This is a genomic window from Actinophytocola sp., assembly GCF_036378875.1.
Classification (GTDB): domain Bacteria; phylum Actinomycetota; class Actinomycetes; order Mycobacteriales; family Pseudonocardiaceae; genus Actinophytocola.
Window position 1 is genome coordinate 20,658 of the sequence record NZ_DASUVO010000060.1, and the last position, 19,599, is coordinate 40,256.

Consider the following 19,599-nt stretch of genomic DNA (forward strand, 5'->3'; position numbering starts at 1 on the left):
GGCCCACCTCCCACCCCGCAGTAGGATTCGAGCTAGCGGTTGGGGCACTTGATGGACGTGTGCGCATTAGTCCGTTCGTGTGGCCGGGGGCGGAGCGGAACAGCTGTTGACGGGTGTGCGATCACTAGCCGGTAGCGCACTTGCAGTCGGGTGCGCGTGGTGGTGGGAGGTGTGGTGGGCCGGGTTGTGTGCGTTCATGGTGTCGGGAAGCAGGTCGCTGGGGAGCGGTTGCTGTTGCATGATTGGGCGCCTGCGGTCTTGGATGGGCTGGCGCGTGCGGATTACCGCGACGCGGTCGGCGCTGATGATCTGGTGATGGCCTTTTACGGGGATCTGTTTCGCCCGGCTGGGCAGACGTTGGCTGTGGGTGATCCGATGTTCACCGCGGCTGACGTGGAGGCTGGTCTGGAGGAGGAGCTGCTTTTGGCGTGGTGGCAGGAGGCCGCGCGGGTGGATCCGAGGGTGGCACCCCCAGATGGGGACACGCTGGTGAGGGTGCCGGGTTCGGTGCAGGCGGCGTTGCGGCAGCTGTCCCGGTCGGCGTTTTTCGGTGGTGTGGCGTTGCGGGCGTTGGTGTTCGATCTCAAGCAGGTGCGCCGATACCTGCAGGATGCACAGTTGCGGAAGGCCGCGCGGAGTGTGGTCGGCGATGCGATCACGGCGGAGACGCGGGTGGTGGTGGCGCATTCACTGGGGTCGGTGGTGGCGTATGAGGCGATGGCCGCGATGCCGGGCCACGGGGTGCGGGCGCTGGTGACGGTGGGGTCGCCATTGGGGATCGCGAATCTGATTTTCGACCGGCTGGACCCGGCCCCGGAGGGTGGCCGGGCAGCCTGGCCGGGTTCTGATGAGCTGGTATGGACGAACGTGGCCGATCGGGGGGACGTCGTCGCGTTGGAGAAGGACTTGCGGCCGCGGTTCGGGCCACGGGTGATCAACGCCGTGGTGCACAACGGAGTTCATGCCCATGACGCCACGGCATACTTGACCGACAAGCTGACCGGCGCGGCCATCGCGGGAGGCCTGCGTGCACGATGACACCACCAGGCCACGGCGGTATCTGATCGCCACGGCGATCGCCCACTATCCGAACGCGCCGCACTGGGATCGCCCCGGTTTGGCCGCGGCCCGGGATCAGGTGGTCTCGTTGTTCACCCAGGATCTCGGGTACGTGCATGTCAGCGACCTGGGCCTGAATCCGACCCGAGGTCAGCTGACCAAGCTGCTGCGGGACTTCAGTCGGGATCCTGCTCGCCGTCCGGACGATCTGGTGGCGGTGTACATCGGAGGTCACGGTGAAGTTCTCGAGTCCACCGGTGATCATGTGCTGCTGACCGCGGACACCGATCCGGACGACATCGAGGACGCGCTGCCGACGGCGGAGTTGGCGCGCAAGATGCTGCTCGGGACCCGGGTCCGGCGGGTGCTGCTGATGCTGGACACCTGCTACTCCGGTCGGGGCGGCAATGAACTCACCGCCGCCGCGGTCACCTCCATGACCACCGGATGGGGCGACGACGACGGGGCGGGTCTGGTGGTGATCACCTCGGCTCAACCTGCCGAGCAGGCCCAGGCCGGTGCGTTTCCGCGACTGCTGCGCGATGCGGTCCACAGCCTGCCCACTGCCGGTTACAACCCCGACACGCTGCCGCTGGATTCCGTCGTGAAGGCGATGAACGCGCATGCGGCCAAGCCCGGCTACCAGACGGTCGGCTTCAGTGTGGCCGGCTTGGCCGGGGAGATCCCGCCGTTTCTGCCCAACCCGCGTCACGACCCGGGCATGACCGAGGTCGACCTGGCCATCCAGCATGCCAGCGAATGGGAGATCCAGGCCGAACGCCGTGACATCGAGTTCCGCACCCGGCTGCTGGTCCGCGCCATGGGCGGCACCAGCCACACGGCCCAGGATGGCTGGTGGTTCGCCGGCCGCCACACCGCATTGCTCGATATCACCGCCTGGCTCCACCACTCAACATTGACTAGGCCGCTGCTGGCCGTCACCGGCGACCCGGGCTCCGGCAAGACCGCCGTCCTCGGCCTGATCGCCACCCTCACCCACCCCGACCGGCGTCGCACCGTTCCCCTGCACACCCTGGGACTGCCCGCCGCAGCCGTGCCCCGCTCGGGTGCGGTGGATGTGGCGATCTACGCCCAGAGCCTCACCACCGAGCAGGTACTGGCGGGCATCGCCGCCGCGGCACACCTGCACGCCACCACCCCCGGCCAACTCCTGGAGCAGCTGGCCGGCAGGGACGCGCCGCTGACCGTGCTCATCGACGCCCTCGACGAGGCCACCGACCCTGACCACCTCACCCGGCAGCTGCTGCATCCCTTGGCCCAGCACGCGGACGGACGGCTCCGGCTGCTCGTCGGTACCCGCCCCTACCTGCTCGACCGCCTCGGTTTACGGCGTGAGAGCGAGATCGATCTGGACGCCGACCGCTACGCCGACCTCGACGCGCTCACCACCTACACGATCCGCGGCCTCCTGGAAGCCCACCCCCACAGCCCCTACCCGCATCAACCACCCGCGCTGATCCGCGCGGTCGCTGACGCGGTCGCCGCCGCGGCCCAGCCCTCGTTCCTGGTCGCGCGCATCATCAGCGCCACCCTCGCCGCACAAGACCACATCGCCGACCCCCGTGACCCGGCCTGGCGCGCAACACTGCCCTCCTACCCGGGCGACGCGATGCGCCGCGACCTGGAAACCCGGCTCGGCGACAACGCCACCAAGGTTCGCGACCTGCTGCGGCCCCTCGCCTTCGCCGAAGGACAGGGCCTGCCCTGGGAAGACATCTGGGCCGCCGTCGCCTCCCACGCCGCCCACACCACCTACACCGACGACGACCTGCTCTGGCTACGCCGCCACGCCGGCTCCTACGTCGTCGAAGCCACCGAAGCCGGCCGATCCACCTACCGGCTCTACCACCAAGCCCTCGCCGACCACCTCCGCAACGGGGTCGAACCCGCCAGCATGCACCGCGCGATCACCGACGTCCTACACAACCGGGTACCCCGCGCCCTCGAAGGCCGACGCGACTGGACCCGCGCCCACCCCTACACCCTGCGCCACCTCGCCACCCACGCCCAACACGCCGACCAGCTCAACACCCTGATCACCGACACCGACTACCTCGTCCACGCCGACCCCGACACTTTGTTGCCTGCCCTGCACCGGACAACCACCGACGACGGCGATCTGATCGCGGCGATCTACGCCGTGTTGCGCGGCGCAAGCCACCAAGCCCGCGCCATACCTACCTCCCGCCGTGCCCGGCTTCTGGCATTGACCGCAGCTCATTTCGGACTGACCGACCTACAGCAACGCTTCAACGCCATCGATGACAGTCGCTACCAAATCGAATGGGCACACGACCTCGGCCAACCCCACCAGCGGATCCCGATCGACGACTCCGTACGCACGATGGCCCTCGGCCGCCTCGGCAAGCACGGCTTCGTCATAGTGTGCGGCACCGACGATTTCCTCGCTGACCACGTCATACGCGTCTACGACACCACCGGCCAACCCGTTCTCCCACCCTTGACCGGCCACACCGACTGGGTGTCCGCCGTTGCTATCGGCCGGCTCCACGATCCCGCCAACGTCCAACTCGACCACGTCGGAAATCACGCCGACGTCATCGTGTCCGCCAGCGCAGACCACTCAGTACGGATATGGGACGCGACCGGGCAACAAGTCGGTCAACCACTGACCGGGCACATGAATACGGTCCTTGCTGTCGCCATTGGCCGTCTCAACAACCAGGACCGCATCGTGTCCGGCGACAGGGACGGAACGATATGGATGTGGGACGCCGCCGGACAGCAGATCGGCCAACCCTTGACCGGCCACACTGGCCCGGTCACCGCCATAGCCATCGGCCGCCTAGACAGCCGAGACGTCATCGTCTCCGGCGGTCAAGATGGGTGTGTTCGAATATGGGACACCAAGGGGCAACAAATCGATCAACTAAAGACCGGAGATCGGGTCAACGCGGTGGCCATCGGCCGCCTCGGCAGCCGAGACGTCATCGTCTCCGGCGGTGATGCCGGTACCGTGCAGGTCTGGAACAACGATGGACGCTTGGCCAGTACACCTCTCGTCGTGCACACCGGCGAGGAACAGGGTGCGTTGGACCACACCGGCTTCGTTTTTGTCTCCGCGGTGACCGTCGCTCACCACCCCGATTATGGGGGTATCGTCGTCTCTGCCCATGGCGACGCGACCGTTCGGGTCTGGAACAGCGACTTGGAACCGATCGACCGGCCACTGATTGGCCACAACAGCCGGATCCAGGCCGTCGCAGCTGGTCGATTTGGTGAACGCTTCGTTATCGCCTCGGCTGGCGATTCCAAGGTGCTGATCTGGGACTCACCCAGGCTGACTTACGGCCAGTCTCAAGCCGGCCACGCAGGCGGGATCAACGGAGTAGCCGCCGGCCAGCTCGGCCACCACGGCACTATCATCGTCTCCGCCGGGGTCAACAACACGCTGCGGATCTGGGACACCACCGGGCGTCCAATCGGCCAACCCTTGACTGGCCACACCCGGTTCGTGGACTCAGTAGCAGTTGGGCACCTCCGCCACCACGGCGATGTCATCATCTCCGGTGGAGGTGACGGCACAGTATGGGTGTGGGACGCCGACCAACACCCAATCGGGCGCCCCTTGGACTGCCGCGCCACCGATATACACGCGGTGTCCGTCAGCTACACAGGCGACCGCGTCATCGCCCTCTCCACGGATTTCCGCAATGCCAAAGTCTGGACCTGGCATCCCAACGAACAACCCGTAAGCAAGCGGCTCAAAAACTACCACGGACTGGTGACCGCTGCGGCTATAGGTCGAATCGACAACCGCGACGTTGTCGTGTGCGGCGACGACAATGGGGCCGTGCGGATATGGGACACGAAGGGCCACCTGACCCAACACTTCCCCACCGGAACCACCCACACGATAACCGCCGTCGCCATTGGTCACCTCAGCGCCTGTGGCGACATCATCGCTACCGCAAGCAACAGTGGCACGGTGCGGCTGTGGGACGCTCACGGCCAAGCGATTGAACAGTCCATTGTCGGTCACACAGGATCGGTCTACGCATTGGCCACCGGGTGCCTCGGTGACCGCAATGTCATCATCTCCGGTGGCCGCGACGACAGCACCGTCCGGGTCTGGGACATCTGCATGTCGCGTCCTGTGGAGATCGTAGACCTCCTAACACCGGTTTACGCAGTGGCGCTGCTAACCAACAACAGTATATGCATTGCCGCAGACAACACTCTCTGCTACTGGACCGGAAAGGATACCTTTAGCAAAGGTTAGCCAATCTATAATTTGACTATATTTCACCGACTCATAAGCTGCTAGCTAAACGTAGTCACACACCAGGTTCAACCACTCTTCGACCTCCCCGCAGCGGTAGGTGTCCGATGAACGGGCGCAGGTGCTTGGCCGCCATCAACACCTGCGACTGCCGCGAATGCTCACTGCCACGCGACATCACCAGATGCCGATTCAACAGATCATCCACCGTCGCATGGCTGTGCAACCGGCGACTGCGACGCACCTGACCCAACAGCCGGCGACATGTCTCCTCGGCCTGTTCCCGCGCCAACAGCCCTGCCGCGATCGTCTCACCGAGATACCGCGGCCGACCCGTAACCGGATGCAAGCCCGCGTAGACCTTCACCCGCAGGGAACCGCTGGGTAGCCAAGTGGCCGACCCCTGCGCTCCACGACGGACCGGGGGCTGACTCGACGACTTCACAACACGAGCCATGGCCATTCACCATACCCACGGTACGACTCGCGCGCGTCACGATCGGGTACAGCTTGTAGTCTGAACGAGGCTACGAAAGCTACTTAAAGTAGACCAGGTAGCTGCCGGATAACCACACGTATCGCGGAGATAACCGTGGCCCGGTGATCGCATCCGTGTCGAGGGCAGCACCTGGTTGTTCGAAAGCTGAGCGAATCCGGGTGAACGTCGATGTTACAGCACCTCCACTTGTCGCATAGGAGGTGTCGCGCCCCATCCGTTGCTGCGTCCAGTCAGGTGAATCTCGGACAAAACAATGACGCAGAACGAGCAGTCGGAGCGAAACTTGACCTGTGGTCCTTGCGTCCGACGACGTTGCCGTGGAGTCAGTGGTCAGCGATGACGGCGAAAAGATCGAACATTTGATCGAATTGGGGAATGGGTCGAGGAAGACTCTCGGGCTGTTGCCGAAGGCCGCCTATTACGAAGCTGCTGCTGAGGGCCGGATTCTGACTGCGCGGGTCGGTGGTCGGGTCGTTGGTTACGTGCTTTTTCGGCTGCCGAGGAACGAGGTGGTGTTGACGCATCTGTGTGTTGAGCAGGGGCACCGGCGTTCGGGGATCGCGCAGTCGTTGGTGAACGAGGTCAGCAGGCGTTACCCGATGAGGTTGGGTGTGCGGGCGAAGTGTCGGGACGACTACGCCGACATCAAACGGGTGTGGCGCGGTCTGGGATTCGCCCAGTTGGGCCGGACACGCGGCCGGGGCGAGGACAACGCCGCGATGACCGTCTGGTGGCGCGACCACGGCCATCCGAACCTGTTCACCACGGCCGACGAGCCCACCGTGCTGACGGTGGCCATCGATACCAACATCCTGATGGACCTGCACACCCGCAAAGCCGCTCCTCAGGCAGAACGCTCTCAAGTGCTGCTCGCCCCAGACGTCGCGGACCGGATCGAGAAGGTCGTTCCGCACGGTCTCGAACGCGACATCGAACGCCATCCAGTACAGCTCCAGGAGCGTCTTCTCGAGGCGACGAAGCACTACCGACGTCCACACGGATTCCCCGCGAAAGCTGAACAGCTGTTCACAGCATTGCAAGAGAGTTACCGCGCGAAATTCCCTAACCGCACGCCCTCGCCCCAAGACGTCGGCGATCTCTGGCAGCTCGCCGAGACCGCTGCCGCCGGAGTGAAGGTCCTGCTCACCTGGGACGAACGCCTGTGCACAGTTGTCGCGCCGGTGCTGTTGGAGATGAGCCATCCGGAACTCTCCACGTTGCGAGTCATCGACCCCGACCACCTGGTCATCCATCTCGACGAACTCGCACACGCGGCGGCCTATCGACCGCAGGTGTTATCCGGTAGCCGCTTCAGCACCGAACTGGCGAACTCGGCGTCAGAATCAGTCTTGCTCACCTTCCTTGACCGCGCCGGCGGCGAAGCCAAGAACGAGCTCAAGGCACGGCTCCACGCGCTGGCCCAGCTTCCGCGGTCGCATTCAATCATCCGGGATCTCGGCGGTAACCCGGTCGGCTGCTACTCCTCCCTCGTCGACGGCCAGGTCGTTCGCGCGCCACTGCTTCGCGTCGCAGACCATCCGGACGCCGACACCATCGCCCGGTACCTGCTGTGGACGTTGCGGCTGACCGCACGTCAGCACGGTGCGTCGGTCGTGCGCATCGACGATCCGTATCTGTCGGGACTTGCCGTGAGGGCCGCAGGGCACGAGTACTACCAGCGGGTCAACGACGTGTGGTTCTCCTGGGTGATCGACAAAGCAGCCTCAAGCCGTGAACTCAGCGCTGCGGTCACCACAGCACGCGACAAAGTGGGTCTCGGACCCGCTGCCCTGTTATCTCCGAGCCTGTCCCCGAACGTCGCTGCTCAGTACGAGCGAACATGGTGGCCGGCGAAGATCACCGACAGCGCCTTGCCGCACTTCGCCATCGCCATCAAACCCCGGTGGAGCGCCGAGCTGTTCGGCGAACCACCCACCTTGACACCGCGGTCAACCACGCTGGCGCTCGGCCGAGAACACGTCTACTACCGAAGCGGCCATCCCAGCTGCTTGAAAGCCCCCGGCCGAATTCTGTGGTACCTCACCAAGGACCGCGCGACCGGTCCCGGTCGCTTCATCGGCACGTCCCTTCTGGACGCGATCGACGTCGGCGCACCGGAAGAGCTCTATGCCAGCCTCGCGCACTACGGCGTGTTCGCCCTCCGCGACGTTCGCGAGGCAGCCGGTGATCTTGGTCGAGTCCAAGCTCTCCGACTGTCCTACACGGAAATGTTCCGCCGCCCCGTCCCGTGGACCGACTACATCAAACTCCCCACCAGCGCCGCGGGGCCGAGGAAGATCCAGGCTCCGGTCAGCATGCCCAGAGCTGCCTTCGACGCCGTCTACGCCATAGGAAACAGCTGACCGACACACACCACCAACCTGACAGCCTTCAGCGTCGAGTACCGATAAAGTAACCGGTCGTGACCGCGATCGCCGCCGAACCCGAACCGCAGACATCCCTCCTGCGACCGCTCGTCCTCTCGCTGCGGCCACGGTTCGCTAACGCGATCCTGGACGGAACCAAAACCGTCGAACTACGACGGACCCGACTGTCCGCGCCGAACGGCACGCTGCTCATCCTCTACGCCAGCACACCCGTCATGGCGGTCATCGGCACCGCCATCCTCACAGACCGCGACACCGATACCCCCAGCCGTATCTGGCGCCGACACCGCCTCAGCCTCAGCCTGACCAAGGCCGAGTACGACGCCTACCTGGCCGGTGCCAGCACAGCCACCGCGGTCACCGTCGCTTCGCCCCAACGGCTTTCAGAGCCATACACACTGTCCGCGCTACGCACCAGAGCCACCTTCCGGCCACCACAGAGCTTCAGATACCTGTCTGACCAGGACCCCGTGCAGCTGCACGACCTTGAACGGTCCTGACGAGAGCCGCCCCCGAATGAACATCGGGTAACCCCACAGCTCCCGGCTGCGTCGCTGTTCGAGGCTGGCGTTCCTGCTACGCCTACACGGTATCGGCGCGTGCGGGAAGTTCGTGTTCGGCTGGTGAGAGCTCGCCGAGTTGTTCCAAACGGATCCGGTACAGGTTGCGCATCCGCCGGTAGTCGAACTCGCCGCCTTGCGGTACGCGTTTGACTTCCAGCAAGTTCCTGCGTTCCAGATCGCGGCGGGCTCGGGTCCAGGTGTCAGCGGACAGGCCATACATCGTGCGTTCGTCTCCGGGTACGTACCGTGCCGCGTCCCTCCCTTGCTGGACATCGCGGATCACCATGATCAAAGCGAGCGAGGTCGCGGGCAGGTCGATGATCCACCCCTTGGTCCACAGCGTCAGGGGAAGGCTGATCCAGCGCTCTCCCCGTTCGATCGGCCGCTCGTAGTCCAGTCCCGGTCGACCTGAGCTTTGCGGGGTCAGCAGGGTGATCAGCGGCAGGGTCCCCTTCCTCGGGGTCAGCCGGATGAACCCCTCGCGGTCCAGCCAGTGCAGCGCGTCAGCAACACGTCGCGCCGGTGGTTCGCCCGTGACCCCCAGCATGCGTGCCCAGTACGCGGGAGACGGTGGTCGGCTGATGTCGTGCGGCTTCCTGGTGGCCATCATCGTGATGGTCAAGAACAGCTTCAACCTGACCTCACCGCCTCGTCCGCCTTGGAGCAACCGGGCCAGCGGAGCGGCGCCGTCGGTCGACCGCAGGAAGTCCTTCGCGAACGGCACCTGCTCCTGGCGTTGCGCCTTGGTCACGCTTCTGCCCAGCAGTTCCATGCCCTCCTCTCGCTGGGCTTGCGTGGGTAGTTTTCGCTGCGAAGAGGCGGCCCTCGTCATGATCAATTTACCTTTGTGCAGGAGAAACAGGCGGTACGGGGGTAGCCGGGGGTCCGGGGGGTCACTGTTGTCCTTCCTCTGCCGCGCAGTCGTGAAGCAGCAGCTGCACAGGCGGTTCGTTGCTCAGGTGCAAGCACATTCAACGCCTGTGTAAGGGTAGTTCACATCCTTCACAAATACTACAAGTATGGTTTGACCTGCGTATATGCGCTCCGCGATGCTGGTGAAGTAGCCAAGAACGGATCGTTCGGAGCCCGGAAGGGGTTCGGAAGGAGGTAGCGGGTGAGCGATCGATCGCAGGGTCGAGGCATGTGGTTGGCGGTCGTCATCCTGGGCGCCGTACTGGGGGCGGTGATCATCGGTGGCTTGTTCTACATGCTCGGCGGCTCAGCCCTGGTCACTCTGGGTGCCACCGGAGCCGCATTCGTCGGCATCTTCAGTCTCGGCCTCAAGGTGTACGAGTTCCTGTCACCGTGATCGGCGGGCACCCGGGGCCGCCATCGGACTCTGAGTCCGCCCCGGGTGCCTAGCCCGTCGCGTCGCGCTGGCCGGGTCGGGTGATGGTGATACGACGAGGGTCGCGGGTGGACTGACTGCTGTGCGGGGTGGCGCCTGCGCGGCGAGCGCTTGGCCGAGCGTGAATGGGTTGGATGTCGTGGACGTGGGATCGGCCGGTGCTGGGGGATCACGGCCAGTGGCTGCGGTCGAGAAGGGTGAGTCCTGCCGGCTCTGCCGGCCGTCGTGCACGGGCCCCCGGTCGTCGACGCCCTGCGCGCCACCGCCGTCATCATCACCAACTGCACTACCTACACCGGCCTGCCCGCGATCGTGCTCGAACTCGACACCAGCCAGTGCGGCGAAGCCGGCTACGCACAGCTGATCAACCTGAACTGGAACTCCACCGAACGCTGGCGCTACGGCCTCGTCGATCCCGAGAACGCCACCAGCCCCTTGTGGGTCGCCTACCTCCGCGACACCGCTGCCCACGCCCATGGTCGAACTGGTTGAGCAACTTGACCGTGCCATGGACGCGGCCGGCGACGTCGACTGACCCGCACCATTGACCGAGCAGGCCCCGAGGTCACCACCCAGCCAGCCTGGCTCCGATCAGACAAGGTGTCCCGCACTCGCAGCAGCTAGTGTTCGAGCGGCTCAAGCTGCGTCTCTCCGCCCTCGATGTCGAGAATGATCACCCATTCGATGCAGGAGCCGAGTCTCGTCGGGCGCCCGTGGCCCCGAGGCCATAGTCGGCGACCCTGGTCAACGCCCTACAACCAGCCGGTGCTGGGCAGTGCCACGAATGGATCAGCTGAACCGCTCGAACAGCGAATGGCCCTTCTCAGCGGTGACGCGGACACTCAAACGCCTCGCTGGACGGCGCAATAGGCCAGGGCTCAGCTCCGGTGGCCGGCGTGCCAGTACTCGAGGTTTGGCCGGGCCAGTCGCGACGAACAGCTGCCCGGTCACCCACTCGAGGCCCAGCCAGAACCGCGTGGGAAGCTCGGCCAAGTCTGTCTCCATGATCGAGATGTAGAATTCGGCCGACCGCCTCGACGAGGACTTGGCGAAATGTTGCCAGAGGTCCTGCTCACTCCGGTCAACGTGGCCGATGTTGCGCCATGCAGTGCCGAACCCGCCCTCGTCCAAGCCGGGCCGGGTGTCAGCTTCGGAGATCCAGCACTCGCCAGTGAAACGAACCGAACTCATGCCCTCGATCTTGCCTCCTACAACGCTCCAGTGCCATGCCAGCGCGATCAACGCAGGCCAGTAAACAGCGACCCGAGTTCAGCCGCCGGTCTATGGGGCGCCAGTTCCGGTATTCGTCGCGAACCGGCAACCTCACCGCCCGGAGCACGACGGGTAGTGCGCACTCCCCCGTCACTGGCAATCGACGGCCGGGTAACACACCCTTGATGACGCGTTCAGCTGCTGGTGGCTCACGAACCACGCCGAGCCGAACCACCGCGTGTTCGAGCTGTACGGTCCGGCCAGCGCGATCAGCGGATCGGTCGGCAGCCCGACGGGCAACGTCCTGGGGTCGTCACCCGCCACGCCAAACGCGGTGATGACTAGCGGCCGCGGTTCGCATCACCAGCCGCTGACGGGGTCGAACCGGTCGTCGTCGGCCACCGCACGCGGCGACGGCGAAAGGGGGAAGGCACTATTGCACTGCTGGTGAGCGTGTCACTGCTGGCAGGCTTGGCGCTGCCGGACGTGGCGGGCCCGCTGCGGCAGGATGGTGCTCATAGGACGGTCCAGGTGACCGTCGATGCGGTCGTCGGACACAGGCCCGCGTCGACCTGGTCCACGTCCGCGGCGCCGACGATGTCGTCCGCGCCCGGTCCGCCGGTGAGCCGGTCCGAACCGGCGCCGCCATGCATGGTGGCCGAGCAACCGCGGATCGGCTGCTGGCGAGGGCAACAATGTGGCGGCGGTGTGCCGCGAACTGGGGGTTTCCGAGCAGACCTATCACCGCTGACGTAACTAAGCTTCCGCCAAAATCGTGGAGGCTTCGCTGTAAGGCAGATCAGACCGTCTCTCTGATGACGGCCCGATCAGCGCATATAGACCCGACGGTTTCGAACCCGAACTACCGCCTCGAGAATCGACGCTTCTCCCGCACGGGGGCGCGCGCGAGAACTCGACGTATGACTCCAAGCGAAATGTCGTGACGATTGTATTTCGAGCGCAGGTGAGCGAAGACGCGCTCCGCTGACCAGCCTGGACGCTGGGCCAATTCGAGGATTTGCTGCTCTACTTCGGGAGAGAGAACACGCCCCCGCCCGGTATGTGTCGACACCTGCTTCTCGTCGCGATCTGATCGGATTACGTGGTCGCGAGATTTCAGCTCCGCCGCGAGGGCACTCGCCTGCGTACGACGCTGCATTCCCAGCTTTGCAAGGATGTGCGACACGTAGTTCTTGACTGTCTTCTCGGCTAGGAAGAGCCGTTGAGCGATCTGCTTGTTTGTCATGCCTTCGCCGACCAGATCGAATACTGCCCGTTCCTGATCAGTGAGCCCTGCGAGGGGCCCCTGGCCTTCACCTTGCCGGATACGCGCCATCAGGGCTTGAGTCATTCGCGCATCGAGCAGTGACTCACCTGCCGCAACCTTCCGGACAGCAGCGATCAACTCGGCACCGAGTACCTGCTTGAGGACGTACCCCGATGCGCCGGCCATGATGGCGTTGAGCATTGCCTCGTCGTCCGAGTAAGACGTGAGGATTAAGCAACGCAGTTCTGGCAGTTGTGAGCGAAGGTCTCGACACAGCTCTATCCCGTTGCCGTCCGGCATCCGGACATCCAGCACGGCAACGTCGACGTTGTGGTTGGGAATCGTCGCGAGCGCGCTGGTCACGTCGGCCGCGTCACCAACGATGGTCAGGTCGGGCTCGTCCTCGAAGAGGTCGGCAACGCCACGACGAACGACCTCGTGATCGTCGACCAAGAAGATCCGGATCGGTGACGTAGCAGGGGCCACGTCAGGCGACTGATCCTTGGACGCACCCGAACCTTGTTCCACAGGCAACGCAGGTTGCAGGTTGATCAACGCTCCAGCGTGCGCATAGCCGGCCCCTTTTCCCTGATGAGGTTCTTCGTCGGACTGAGCGCTATGGACCTTCGGCCTCCGGAGCTCCTCTGCGGCGTTGATCCAGACCTGGTGCCACTCGCCGGGGTCGCCATCGCATGCTTCGACATATGCCTTCACGACGTCCCATGTCGGCAAGCGTCGTCCGGACGCCGCTTCCGACAACACCGAGATCGCATAGCCAGTTCGACAAGATAGATCACGATAGGTGCCACCGGCCTGGGTGCGAAGCTCTCGAAGACCGAGGGCGAGCTTGGCCAGGTCAGCGTGGGCACTCTCGACGGGCCTTTCGGGGCGCGGCATCTCTCCTCCGCTCTCCTCGGCCTTCCCCTCGAGAGGAACAAGGCCGAGGAGTAGCGCCAGTGACTAGTGTGCGGAACGCCTGAAGGGGGCCATGCTTGTGCTGGTCTGGGCGCCGATCGCCACAGCCACCGCGGCTGACACAGCAGCGAGTAGGCCGTTGCCGCTCGCGACGAGTATTTGCACGTAGCAGGCGATCACGAGGAACGAGATCAGCTGGAAGAGCATAGGCAGCGAATGTAACCAGCCACCCTCCGATGTCGCGGAGGGTCTGACCGGTTGAGTCCTCGCGTGACTCAGCCGCCAGGGGAAGTGGCGCACTCTGTGGTCCTCTCGTCTATGTCCGGGATGGATCGTCGTAATCCAAAACGGCAAGATGGGCGTCCCGCCGTCCTGTCGTTGACACAGGTCAACGACAGGATTGTGACCGGCCACAGGCCGCAGCACCAGCGCGAGGGCCAAACTCGATGTGAATACTACTTACAGTAGCAGCATTGAGGTTGTTCGGTTACTATAAGTTACGTTGATAGTTGTTCGGTTCGCCATCGCGTGACACGTGGGTTAGATCAGGGCCCTTGGACTCTGTTGGTTGACCGACGAAATTTACGAGTATCACTCACGCGCTCCGTCTATCCGGGATGGATCCGCTTCCAGTCGCAAGCCTCGTGGGCGCGAGGATCGCGACATCGCGCTCAGCAACCCACCGTGCACCGCGTTGCTGAGGCATGCGCGAGTTGTTCGGTCGACCAGCTGACCCGGGCACATGCAACCCCAGCCGTCGAGACCAATCGGGCATACATCAGACCCGCTCCGTCCCCATCGATGCACCGTGCTCTGGCGCCGCGCGGGGGTGCGCGAACCATAGGGAGCGGCGTTCACAGCCGAAGAGCCTCGCGTATCGCTGTGAACAGGCCCGCTGCGGTACCGACGCCGACAGCCACGAGGGGCTGTACGCGGCTAGCGCCCCAGCGGCCGCGGCACCTGCGGCCACAGTGATAATGGCCCATCGCGGAGGCCCATTCGGGTTAGACGTCAAGGGATCGCGTGCGCTGGTCATGCTGTTCACTCCTTCGTGGCATCGAGGCTGACTACCTCGGGTGCCATCAGCAGACCAGCTCACGACACGTCCGTTCCCGACAAGCTCGCGGGGCTCCAAACCCGACGCCAGCCGGTACGGTCACAGACGATGGTCCGGAAACAACCCAGTGCCACCGACATGGCCTTGATCGCCGCCGCTAGCGAGCGCGGCGCGGCGGCTACTCCCACGCAGCTCGAACGGTGGCGCGCTGCTGGCCTCCTGCCCGGCAACGAGCAGCACGGTGCCGGCCAAGGCCGCGGAAGCGTTTCCACCGCCCCTCCGGAGGCAGTCGACCTGGTCGTGTGGCTCGGCACCCACACCCGCCCAGGTCGCCGTCCTGGCGACCTCGCGCTGGAAGCATTCGGAGCTGGCCTGCCAATCCCGGAGCCGACCGTGCGCGCGGCATGGATTGCCGCATCCACCGATAGCCACTTGGACACCCCTCCGGAAGCAGAGGGTGCTATCGACCGCAGCGACCGGATCGCGGAGATCGCTCAGGAGGTCGCCCGCAAACACAGCAGCAAGGGCGCACTGCTCCCCAGACGCATTCGCGACATTGACCGGCGCATCACCGCCGCTGGCATCTCCTTCTCGCCGCCAGAACTGGGTGCTTTCGACAGGGGAACCTACGACACCGAGCCTTACACCAGTCGAGACCTTCTCACCACGGCGGTCTCGACGGTCCTTGGGGGCACCAGCGAAGGCACCGAGGCAGATCTCGCCGCGATCACACGAGCTTTGGTACCGACCGGTGCCGCCGTCCCAGTCGCTTCCATGCTCGAGTACCGCAACGACGGCCCTCAACTCGCTGACATCAACGACGGCCACGGTCTGGCCTTACTGCCTACCGGCGACGTCCGGCACGACGTAGCTCGCGTCGTCACCGAAGCACCCCTCGCACACCTGCGAGCCGCCTGGCACGCAGTCGACGACATGCACCAGTGGGCAACGGCATTGTGCGACGTCGTCGAGACCGAACTCGACGAACTCGCCGCCAAGCGACCTTCACCGGACTACCCAGGCCTGCGACAGTGGTTCTTCGGCGTCATGTTCGGCCTCAACCGGATCCTGATACGCCACACCCTTCTCGAGCCCAAGCCGCCCACGCACGCCCGAGCAGGCACCGCAGTGATGTTGCTATACCTGGCCACCGGCATAAGCCGACTACGAGTGATGGAGCCCGACAGTCAGTTCGAGCTACTGCCGGAACTCTTGCCGCCCTTCGTCTATCGGCTGACAGAACTCGTCGCCGCCGACCCGCCAGCCAGCTTGCGCACTCCAATGCCCACCTACCCGGAGACCTAGGTGCCGTCACAAGGGCCTCCCGGCCCAACGTGGCGCCTGGCGGTTTAAAGCTCCAGAGGACAGCCGCTTCGACCTGGCCAGCAACGGTGCGCTGCGGCAGCTGATTCGCCAGGGGACGGGCGGCAGCCGGGTCCCGGCCAGTGCGGAGACGGTCGCCGGCGCCGGCCACTACTTGCAATGGAGGGCTGCCAGGTTCGCGTCGTCGGCCAGGAAGTGGCTCATCGACAGGACGACCACCACCGACGCAGGGTGACCAGGGCGACCACCGAGTTGATCGTGGCCAGCGTGAGGCCGACGCCGAGCATGACCACAGCAAGCGTGGCCGGCAGCATTACGGTGAGGATCGGTCTCAAGGTCGTCGCCCTTCGTGGCCGGGATCCTCCCCAGTTCGACGACCGGTTCTTCCCCTTGTGCCTCTACGTTGCCGAGTCCCGGCGGTGCTGATTGCCGAAGACCTCGTCGAGCTTGGTCGGCCGCCGGGTGCCCTGAAACAGGCCCGACGCGCGCACGCCCAGCTTGAGGTGCGCGTTCGTCGTCACCTCCTCCTGCCGCACCCGCAAGTCGTCGAAGGCCCGCCGCACGTCCTCGAGGGGCTCGTACGGGGCGATCGCGGCGATGAAGGTCTCGGCGCGGTCAGCGAGCACCTGGTTGGCGGTGGCCGCCGTGAAGCTCTCCTCGCTGCGGGCCGACGAGCCGAACGCGCTCGCCATTCCGGTCAGCACCGCGGCCGAGAGCGCCGCCACGCCAGCGATCACGCCAAGGTTCGACGAAGACAGACTGACGCCGCCGGATACCCCGGCGAGGATCGCGACCGTCGCGGAGATCCAGGTGTTCCATCGACGCCACCAGGCCGCCTGCGTCCGCTGGGCGTCCGCCCACCCCTGGTGCCGGTCGGCGATCCGCCGAGCCTCGCTGATGTAGGCCTCGCGCTGCCCCTCGGCGGAGGACTCCTCCGGCGCCATCACGCGACGTTGACGGCGGGCAGGCCGAACACTGGGAAGTGCTCGGGGCCCATGAACGTGGTGAGCTCGGCGATCCGGTCGCCGCGCACGGTCAGCACGGTGATCTCCCAGGCGTGGAACGGTTCACCCTCGACCCGGCGCAGGTAGAGCGTCACGGCCGGTTGCCCGTTCGCGGTGGTGCTTCGATGGCGCCAGTTGCCGCATGAGCCGAGCGGGACCGCCTTCTCGGTGACCAGCGTGAGGCCCTCGTACCAGTGCGGCAGCGGCGGCATCGACCAGGCGGCCCCCTCGGTGGGCAGCCTGACCATCGCGTCCGTGTCGCCCCGCGCAAGGGCCTCGGCGAACCCGCTGACGACCTCCCGAAGTCTGGTGTTGTCAAGGGTGCGTAGGGTCGGCTGCTGGGTGCCCTTCGGCACCCGCTGCGCGACCGGCCGACGGGCCAGGGCGGAATTCACCGACGTGGTCGAGGTGTCCATCATCTCGGCGATCTCGGCGTCGGTGAACTCAAGCACCTCGAACAGCAGCAGCGCCGCCCGCTGGTTGCCCGGCAGGTGCTGGCAGGCGGCCACGAACGCCAACGCCAGCTCGACGAAGTCCAGGCACGTGCGCGTGGCTACTGTGTACAGCCAGGGGCGCAGCGAGGCGCGGCCCTCGAACCGGGCCAGGCCGCGCCAGACCCGCAGTAGGGCGTCCTGCAGCGCGTCGTGGGAGTCGTGGGTGCTGCCCAGCATGTGGTCGCAGTGCGCGTGCAGTTCCCGGCGCAACGGCTCCACAAGCCGGGTGAAGGCGTCGTCGTCGCCCTTGCGCGTCCTTGTCAGGTCGTCCACGATCGATACGTTGCTGTTCACGGCCGTGATTGTGCCCCACGGGTACGGCAGTGGATGCCGAACGTTCATGTGCAACCGCGTCCCCAACCTCATATGTCGTGGTTCGAGGCTCTCTGGGTCGGTGAAGTCAATGCCGAGGAAGCCCTCCCAGCCGAAGGCAACGGCCTCGGTACCGCGCTGCGGAAAACTCACTACGTCGTCGAACGCGGTGGTGATTTGAGGAGCTGGCGGTTGATGGTGTGTCCAATGGTGGGGTCGGGGGGGGCGTGAGTTGTTGGGCGAGGGTGCGGGTGTGGAGCTCAGTGGCTGTTTCGATGAGGTAGCAGAGAGGGTGTTGGTGGCGGTACGGGCTCTGACGATGCCGACGAACGAGGTGATGAGCACGATGGGACTGATGGGCCAGTAGTAGAGGGCGGGGACGGCGTAGAGCAGTGCCCAGGCGGCGAGGTACTGGCGCTGGTGTAGCGGGCGTGGGCGGTAGTGATGTCGGTGCGCAGGGTGTCGGGCAGGATTGTCCAGAGTCGAGGCCAGGCAAGACGGGCGTGATTGGACCCTCGCCGACCTGGCCCGCCCGATTCGACTGTCCACATTCACTGGACACACCGGAGCAGTGCTCGCAGTCGCCTATGGCAGCGGTGTGCTCGCCACTGCCAGCGCCGACAACACGGTCGAAGTGCTTGACACGGCGGATCCAACCCGCATCACACGAACAGCGACACTGGTCGGGCATACCGGCCCGGTGGTCGCAGTGGCCGTCCACAGCGACTCGATGATCGTCAGCGCTGGTGCGGACGGAACGGTCCGCCGCTGGGAACTGGACCCGAACAGGGTCGCCAACCTGCTGTGCAGGAACGCAGACGGCAACCTCAGCGCAGAACAGTGGGAGGCTCGCCTTCCTGGCATTCCTTACCGCCCACCCTGTCCCTAAAACGAGGGCGTGCGCGGCCGGCCGAAGCCCGTGAACCAGCGGAGCAGTGCTGGCTCCAAGCCGTCGGTGTTCGCACCCGCCCAGGCGACGTAGCCGTCGGGTCGGATGAGCATCGCTGGTGCTAGAGCGCTACAGGATCGCGAGAACAGCTTCACTCCATGGCCTGGCCGGACGCTGCTGGAACGCGTGTCGTGTTGCTCGAGCCCGGGGTGAGCATGTCCATCCCCGCCTGGCGGTCCACCCGCGGAACCGACCGCGCCCAAGCCGGACCGACCACCTGGTACGTGGACCTCGTGCACGTCTCGACCACGCAGGACTCGATCACCGTCCGGGACCTCTACGCAGATGTCCTGGTACCCACCGACGGTCGCCACCAGCGATTGCTCGATCTCGACGAGTTCGCCGACGCGATCGAAGCAGGACAACTCGACATCGCCACCGCCGTCGACGGACTCCGACGATGGCAACGCTTCCTCGACCAGCACCTGCACACCGCCCGCGACCCCAGCCCGACATGGACCGACTTCCCACCCCGCCGCTGCACGACCTAGCGGCACTCCCCAGCCCGCTAAGGCCCGGCCGCCGTCCACTGACCTCAAACCCGCGCACGAGCCGTGCCAGCAACGCCGGCCGGCGCCCGTCAGCGCCAGCGGGACGGACGCCCCCTTTACCCCGACCAACGCCCCTCGCCGACGGCGACGACGCGCCCCCAGCAGGCGACCACGCCAGGCACCGAACCAACAGCGGCACGACCCGACTGACGCCCGCCGCGGTAGCACCACCGGCTGGCCCCGCCGTCGGCGGCACCCGGGCCCCCCTTCCGCACGGGTGCTGAGACACCGCCCCCGCACGCGTCCGCCTGTCGGCGGCCAAGGCCGGCCAAAGGCTCAAGATTCGGGGTTCCGGGATCGCCTGGACGTCCCGAGAACCGAGATACTTTCAACGACGCTGGTCAAAGCATGGACGTGACAGCGCCGCGATACGCCCACACAATGCCGCAGCACTA

At 65.5% G+C, this 19,599-nt stretch carries 18 protein-coding genes; 9 read left to right on the forward strand and 9 right to left on the reverse strand.

The genetic code is table 11. The features are described 5' to 3' along the window. Positions 1 to 228 precede the first annotated feature (228 nt). On the forward strand, positions 229 to 1,038 hold the full coding sequence (locus tag VF106_RS17490; protein ID WP_330840793.1) for an alpha/beta hydrolase family protein: 810 nt from the start codon (positions 229 to 231) through the stop codon (positions 1,036 to 1,038). Further along, the gene (locus VF106_RS17495; protein ID WP_330840794.1) at positions 1,028 to 5,323 is read left to right on the forward strand and encodes an nSTAND1 domain-containing NTPase; all 4,296 of its coding nucleotides are present in this window, start codon (positions 1,028 to 1,030) and stop codon (positions 5,321 to 5,323) included. Before VF106_RS17490 ends, VF106_RS17495 begins: the two co-directional genes overlap by 11 nt. Positions 5,324 to 5,378: 55 nt before the next feature. Here VF106_RS17495 and VF106_RS17500 read toward each other — a convergent pair whose 3' ends face one another. After that, positions 5,379 to 5,690 carry a hypothetical protein gene (locus VF106_RS17500; protein ID WP_330840795.1) on the reverse strand — a complete coding sequence of 104 codons (312 nt, stop codon included), beginning with the start codon at positions 5,688 to 5,690 and terminating at the stop codon, positions 5,379 to 5,381. A 449-nt stretch (positions 5,691 to 6,139) separates the two neighbouring features. On the opposite strand from VF106_RS17500, the gene VF106_RS17505 reads away from it, so the two are divergent. Both VF106_RS17505 and VF106_RS17510 read left to right on the forward strand, forming a co-directional pair. Then, positions 6,140 to 8,185 carry a GNAT family N-acetyltransferase gene (locus tag VF106_RS17505; RefSeq protein ID WP_330840796.1) on the forward strand — a complete coding sequence of 682 codons (2,046 nt, stop codon included), beginning with the start codon at positions 6,140 to 6,142 and terminating at the stop codon, positions 8,183 to 8,185. Positions 8,186 to 8,244: 59 nt separating this feature from the next. Then, a complete protein-coding gene (locus tag VF106_RS17510; protein WP_330840797.1) occupies positions 8,245 to 8,709 on the forward strand; it encodes an ASCH domain-containing protein in 465 nt (154 codons plus the stop codon). A gap of 82 nt (positions 8,710 to 8,791) precedes the next feature. Here VF106_RS17510 and VF106_RS17515 read toward each other — a convergent pair whose 3' ends face one another. Then, positions 8,792 to 9,544 carry a hypothetical protein gene (locus VF106_RS17515; RefSeq protein ID WP_330840798.1) on the reverse strand — a complete coding sequence of 251 codons (753 nt, stop codon included), beginning with the start codon at positions 9,542 to 9,544 and terminating at the stop codon, positions 8,792 to 8,794. Positions 9,545 to 9,886: 342 nt separating this feature from the next. Between VF106_RS17515 and VF106_RS17520 the strand changes: the two genes are divergently transcribed. Both VF106_RS17520 and VF106_RS17525 read left to right on the forward strand, forming a co-directional pair. Further along, complete coding sequence (locus VF106_RS17520; protein WP_330840799.1) at positions 9,887 to 10,081, forward strand: hypothetical protein; 195 nt, start codon at positions 9,887 to 9,889, stop codon at positions 10,079 to 10,081. 264 nt (positions 10,082 to 10,345) lie between these two features. Beyond that, positions 10,346 to 10,612, forward strand: a complete 267-nt coding sequence (locus VF106_RS17525) for a hypothetical protein (RefSeq protein ID WP_330840800.1) — start codon at positions 10,346 to 10,348, stop codon at positions 10,610 to 10,612. Positions 10,613 to 10,909: 297 nt separating this feature from the next. On the opposite strand, the gene VF106_RS17530 is transcribed toward VF106_RS17525, so the two are convergent. The 4 genes from VF106_RS17530 to VF106_RS17545 form a co-directional block, all read right to left on the reverse strand. Beyond that, complete coding sequence (locus VF106_RS17530; RefSeq protein ID WP_330840801.1) at positions 10,910 to 11,362, reverse strand: hypothetical protein; 453 nt, start codon at positions 11,360 to 11,362, stop codon at positions 10,910 to 10,912. A 120-nt stretch (positions 11,363 to 11,482) separates the two neighbouring features. Beyond that, positions 11,483 to 11,656 (reverse strand): hypothetical protein, encoded by a 174-nt coding sequence (locus tag VF106_RS17535; RefSeq protein ID WP_330840802.1) that lies wholly within the window; start codon positions 11,654 to 11,656, stop codon positions 11,483 to 11,485. 191 nt (positions 11,657 to 11,847) lie between these two features. Continuing rightward, complete coding sequence (locus VF106_RS17540; protein ID WP_330840803.1) at positions 11,848 to 11,985, reverse strand: hypothetical protein; 138 nt, start codon at positions 11,983 to 11,985, stop codon at positions 11,848 to 11,850. A 209-nt stretch (positions 11,986 to 12,194) separates the two neighbouring features. After that, positions 12,195 to 13,496 carry a response regulator gene (locus VF106_RS17545; RefSeq protein WP_330840804.1) on the reverse strand — a complete coding sequence of 434 codons (1,302 nt, stop codon included), beginning with the start codon at positions 13,494 to 13,496 and terminating at the stop codon, positions 12,195 to 12,197. A gap of 1,183 nt (positions 13,497 to 14,679) precedes the next feature. Here VF106_RS17545 and VF106_RS17550 point away from each other — a divergent pair. After that, positions 14,680 to 15,876, forward strand: coding sequence for a hypothetical protein (locus tag VF106_RS17550; protein WP_330840805.1), 1,197 nt, complete (start codon positions 14,680 to 14,682; stop codon positions 15,874 to 15,876). A 416-nt stretch (positions 15,877 to 16,292) separates the two neighbouring features. On the opposite strand, the gene VF106_RS17555 is transcribed toward VF106_RS17550, so the two are convergent. Together VF106_RS17555 and VF106_RS17560 are read right to left on the reverse strand one after the other, a co-directional pair. Next, positions 16,293 to 16,838, reverse strand: a complete 546-nt coding sequence (locus VF106_RS17555) for a hypothetical protein (protein WP_330840806.1) — start codon at positions 16,836 to 16,838, stop codon at positions 16,293 to 16,295. Then, on the reverse strand, positions 16,838 to 17,686 hold the full coding sequence (locus VF106_RS17560; RefSeq protein WP_330840807.1) for a sigma factor: 849 nt from the start codon (positions 17,684 to 17,686) through the stop codon (positions 16,838 to 16,840). Before VF106_RS17560 ends, VF106_RS17555 begins: the two co-directional genes overlap by 1 nt. Positions 17,687 to 18,176: 490 nt before the next feature. Here VF106_RS17560 and VF106_RS50910 point away from each other — a divergent pair, with 490 nt between their 5' ends. Continuing rightward, a complete protein-coding gene (locus tag VF106_RS50910) occupies positions 18,177 to 18,593 on the forward strand; it encodes a WD40 repeat domain-containing protein (protein ID WP_414639004.1) in 417 nt (138 codons plus the stop codon). On the opposite strand, the gene VF106_RS17565 is transcribed toward VF106_RS50910, so the two are convergent. After that, a complete protein-coding gene (locus tag VF106_RS17565; protein ID WP_330840808.1) occupies positions 18,590 to 18,706 on the reverse strand; it encodes an aromatic-ring hydroxylase C-terminal domain-containing protein in 117 nt (38 codons plus the stop codon). The genes VF106_RS50910 and VF106_RS17565 overlap by 4 nt on opposite strands. A 45-nt stretch (positions 18,707 to 18,751) precedes the next feature. Between VF106_RS17565 and VF106_RS17570 the strand changes: the two genes are divergently transcribed. Further along, the gene (locus tag VF106_RS17570; protein WP_330840809.1) at positions 18,752 to 19,144 is read left to right on the forward strand and encodes a DUF402 domain-containing protein; all 393 of its coding nucleotides are present in this window, start codon (positions 18,752 to 18,754) and stop codon (positions 19,142 to 19,144) included. Positions 19,145 to 19,599: the final 455 nt, after the last annotated feature.

Coding starts and splice junctions, on each gene's coding strand:
- VF106_RS17570 (WP_330840809.1), top strand. CDS start 18,752: ATGGCCTGGCCGGACGCTGCTGGAACGCGTGTCGTGTTGCTCGAGCCC.
- VF106_RS17540 (WP_330840803.1), bottom strand. CDS start 11,985: ATGCATGGCGGCGCCGGTTCGGACCGGCTCACCGGCGGACCGGGCGCG.
- VF106_RS17550 (WP_330840805.1), top strand. CDS start 14,680: ATGGTCCGGAAACAACCCAGTGCCACCGACATGGCCTTGATCGCCGCC.
- VF106_RS17555 (WP_330840806.1), bottom strand. CDS start 16,838: ATGGCGCCGGAGGAGTCCTCCGCCGAGGGGCAGCGCGAGGCCTACATC.
- VF106_RS17515 (WP_330840798.1), bottom strand. CDS start 9,544: ATGGAACTGCTGGGCAGAAGCGTGACCAAGGCGCAACGCCAGGAGCAG.
- VF106_RS17565 (WP_330840808.1), bottom strand. CDS start 18,706: ATGCTCATCCGACCCGACGGCTACGTCGCCTGGGCGGGTGCGAACACC.
- VF106_RS17545 (WP_330840804.1), bottom strand. CDS start 13,496: ATGCCGCGCCCCGAAAGGCCCGTCGAGAGTGCCCACGCTGACCTGGCC.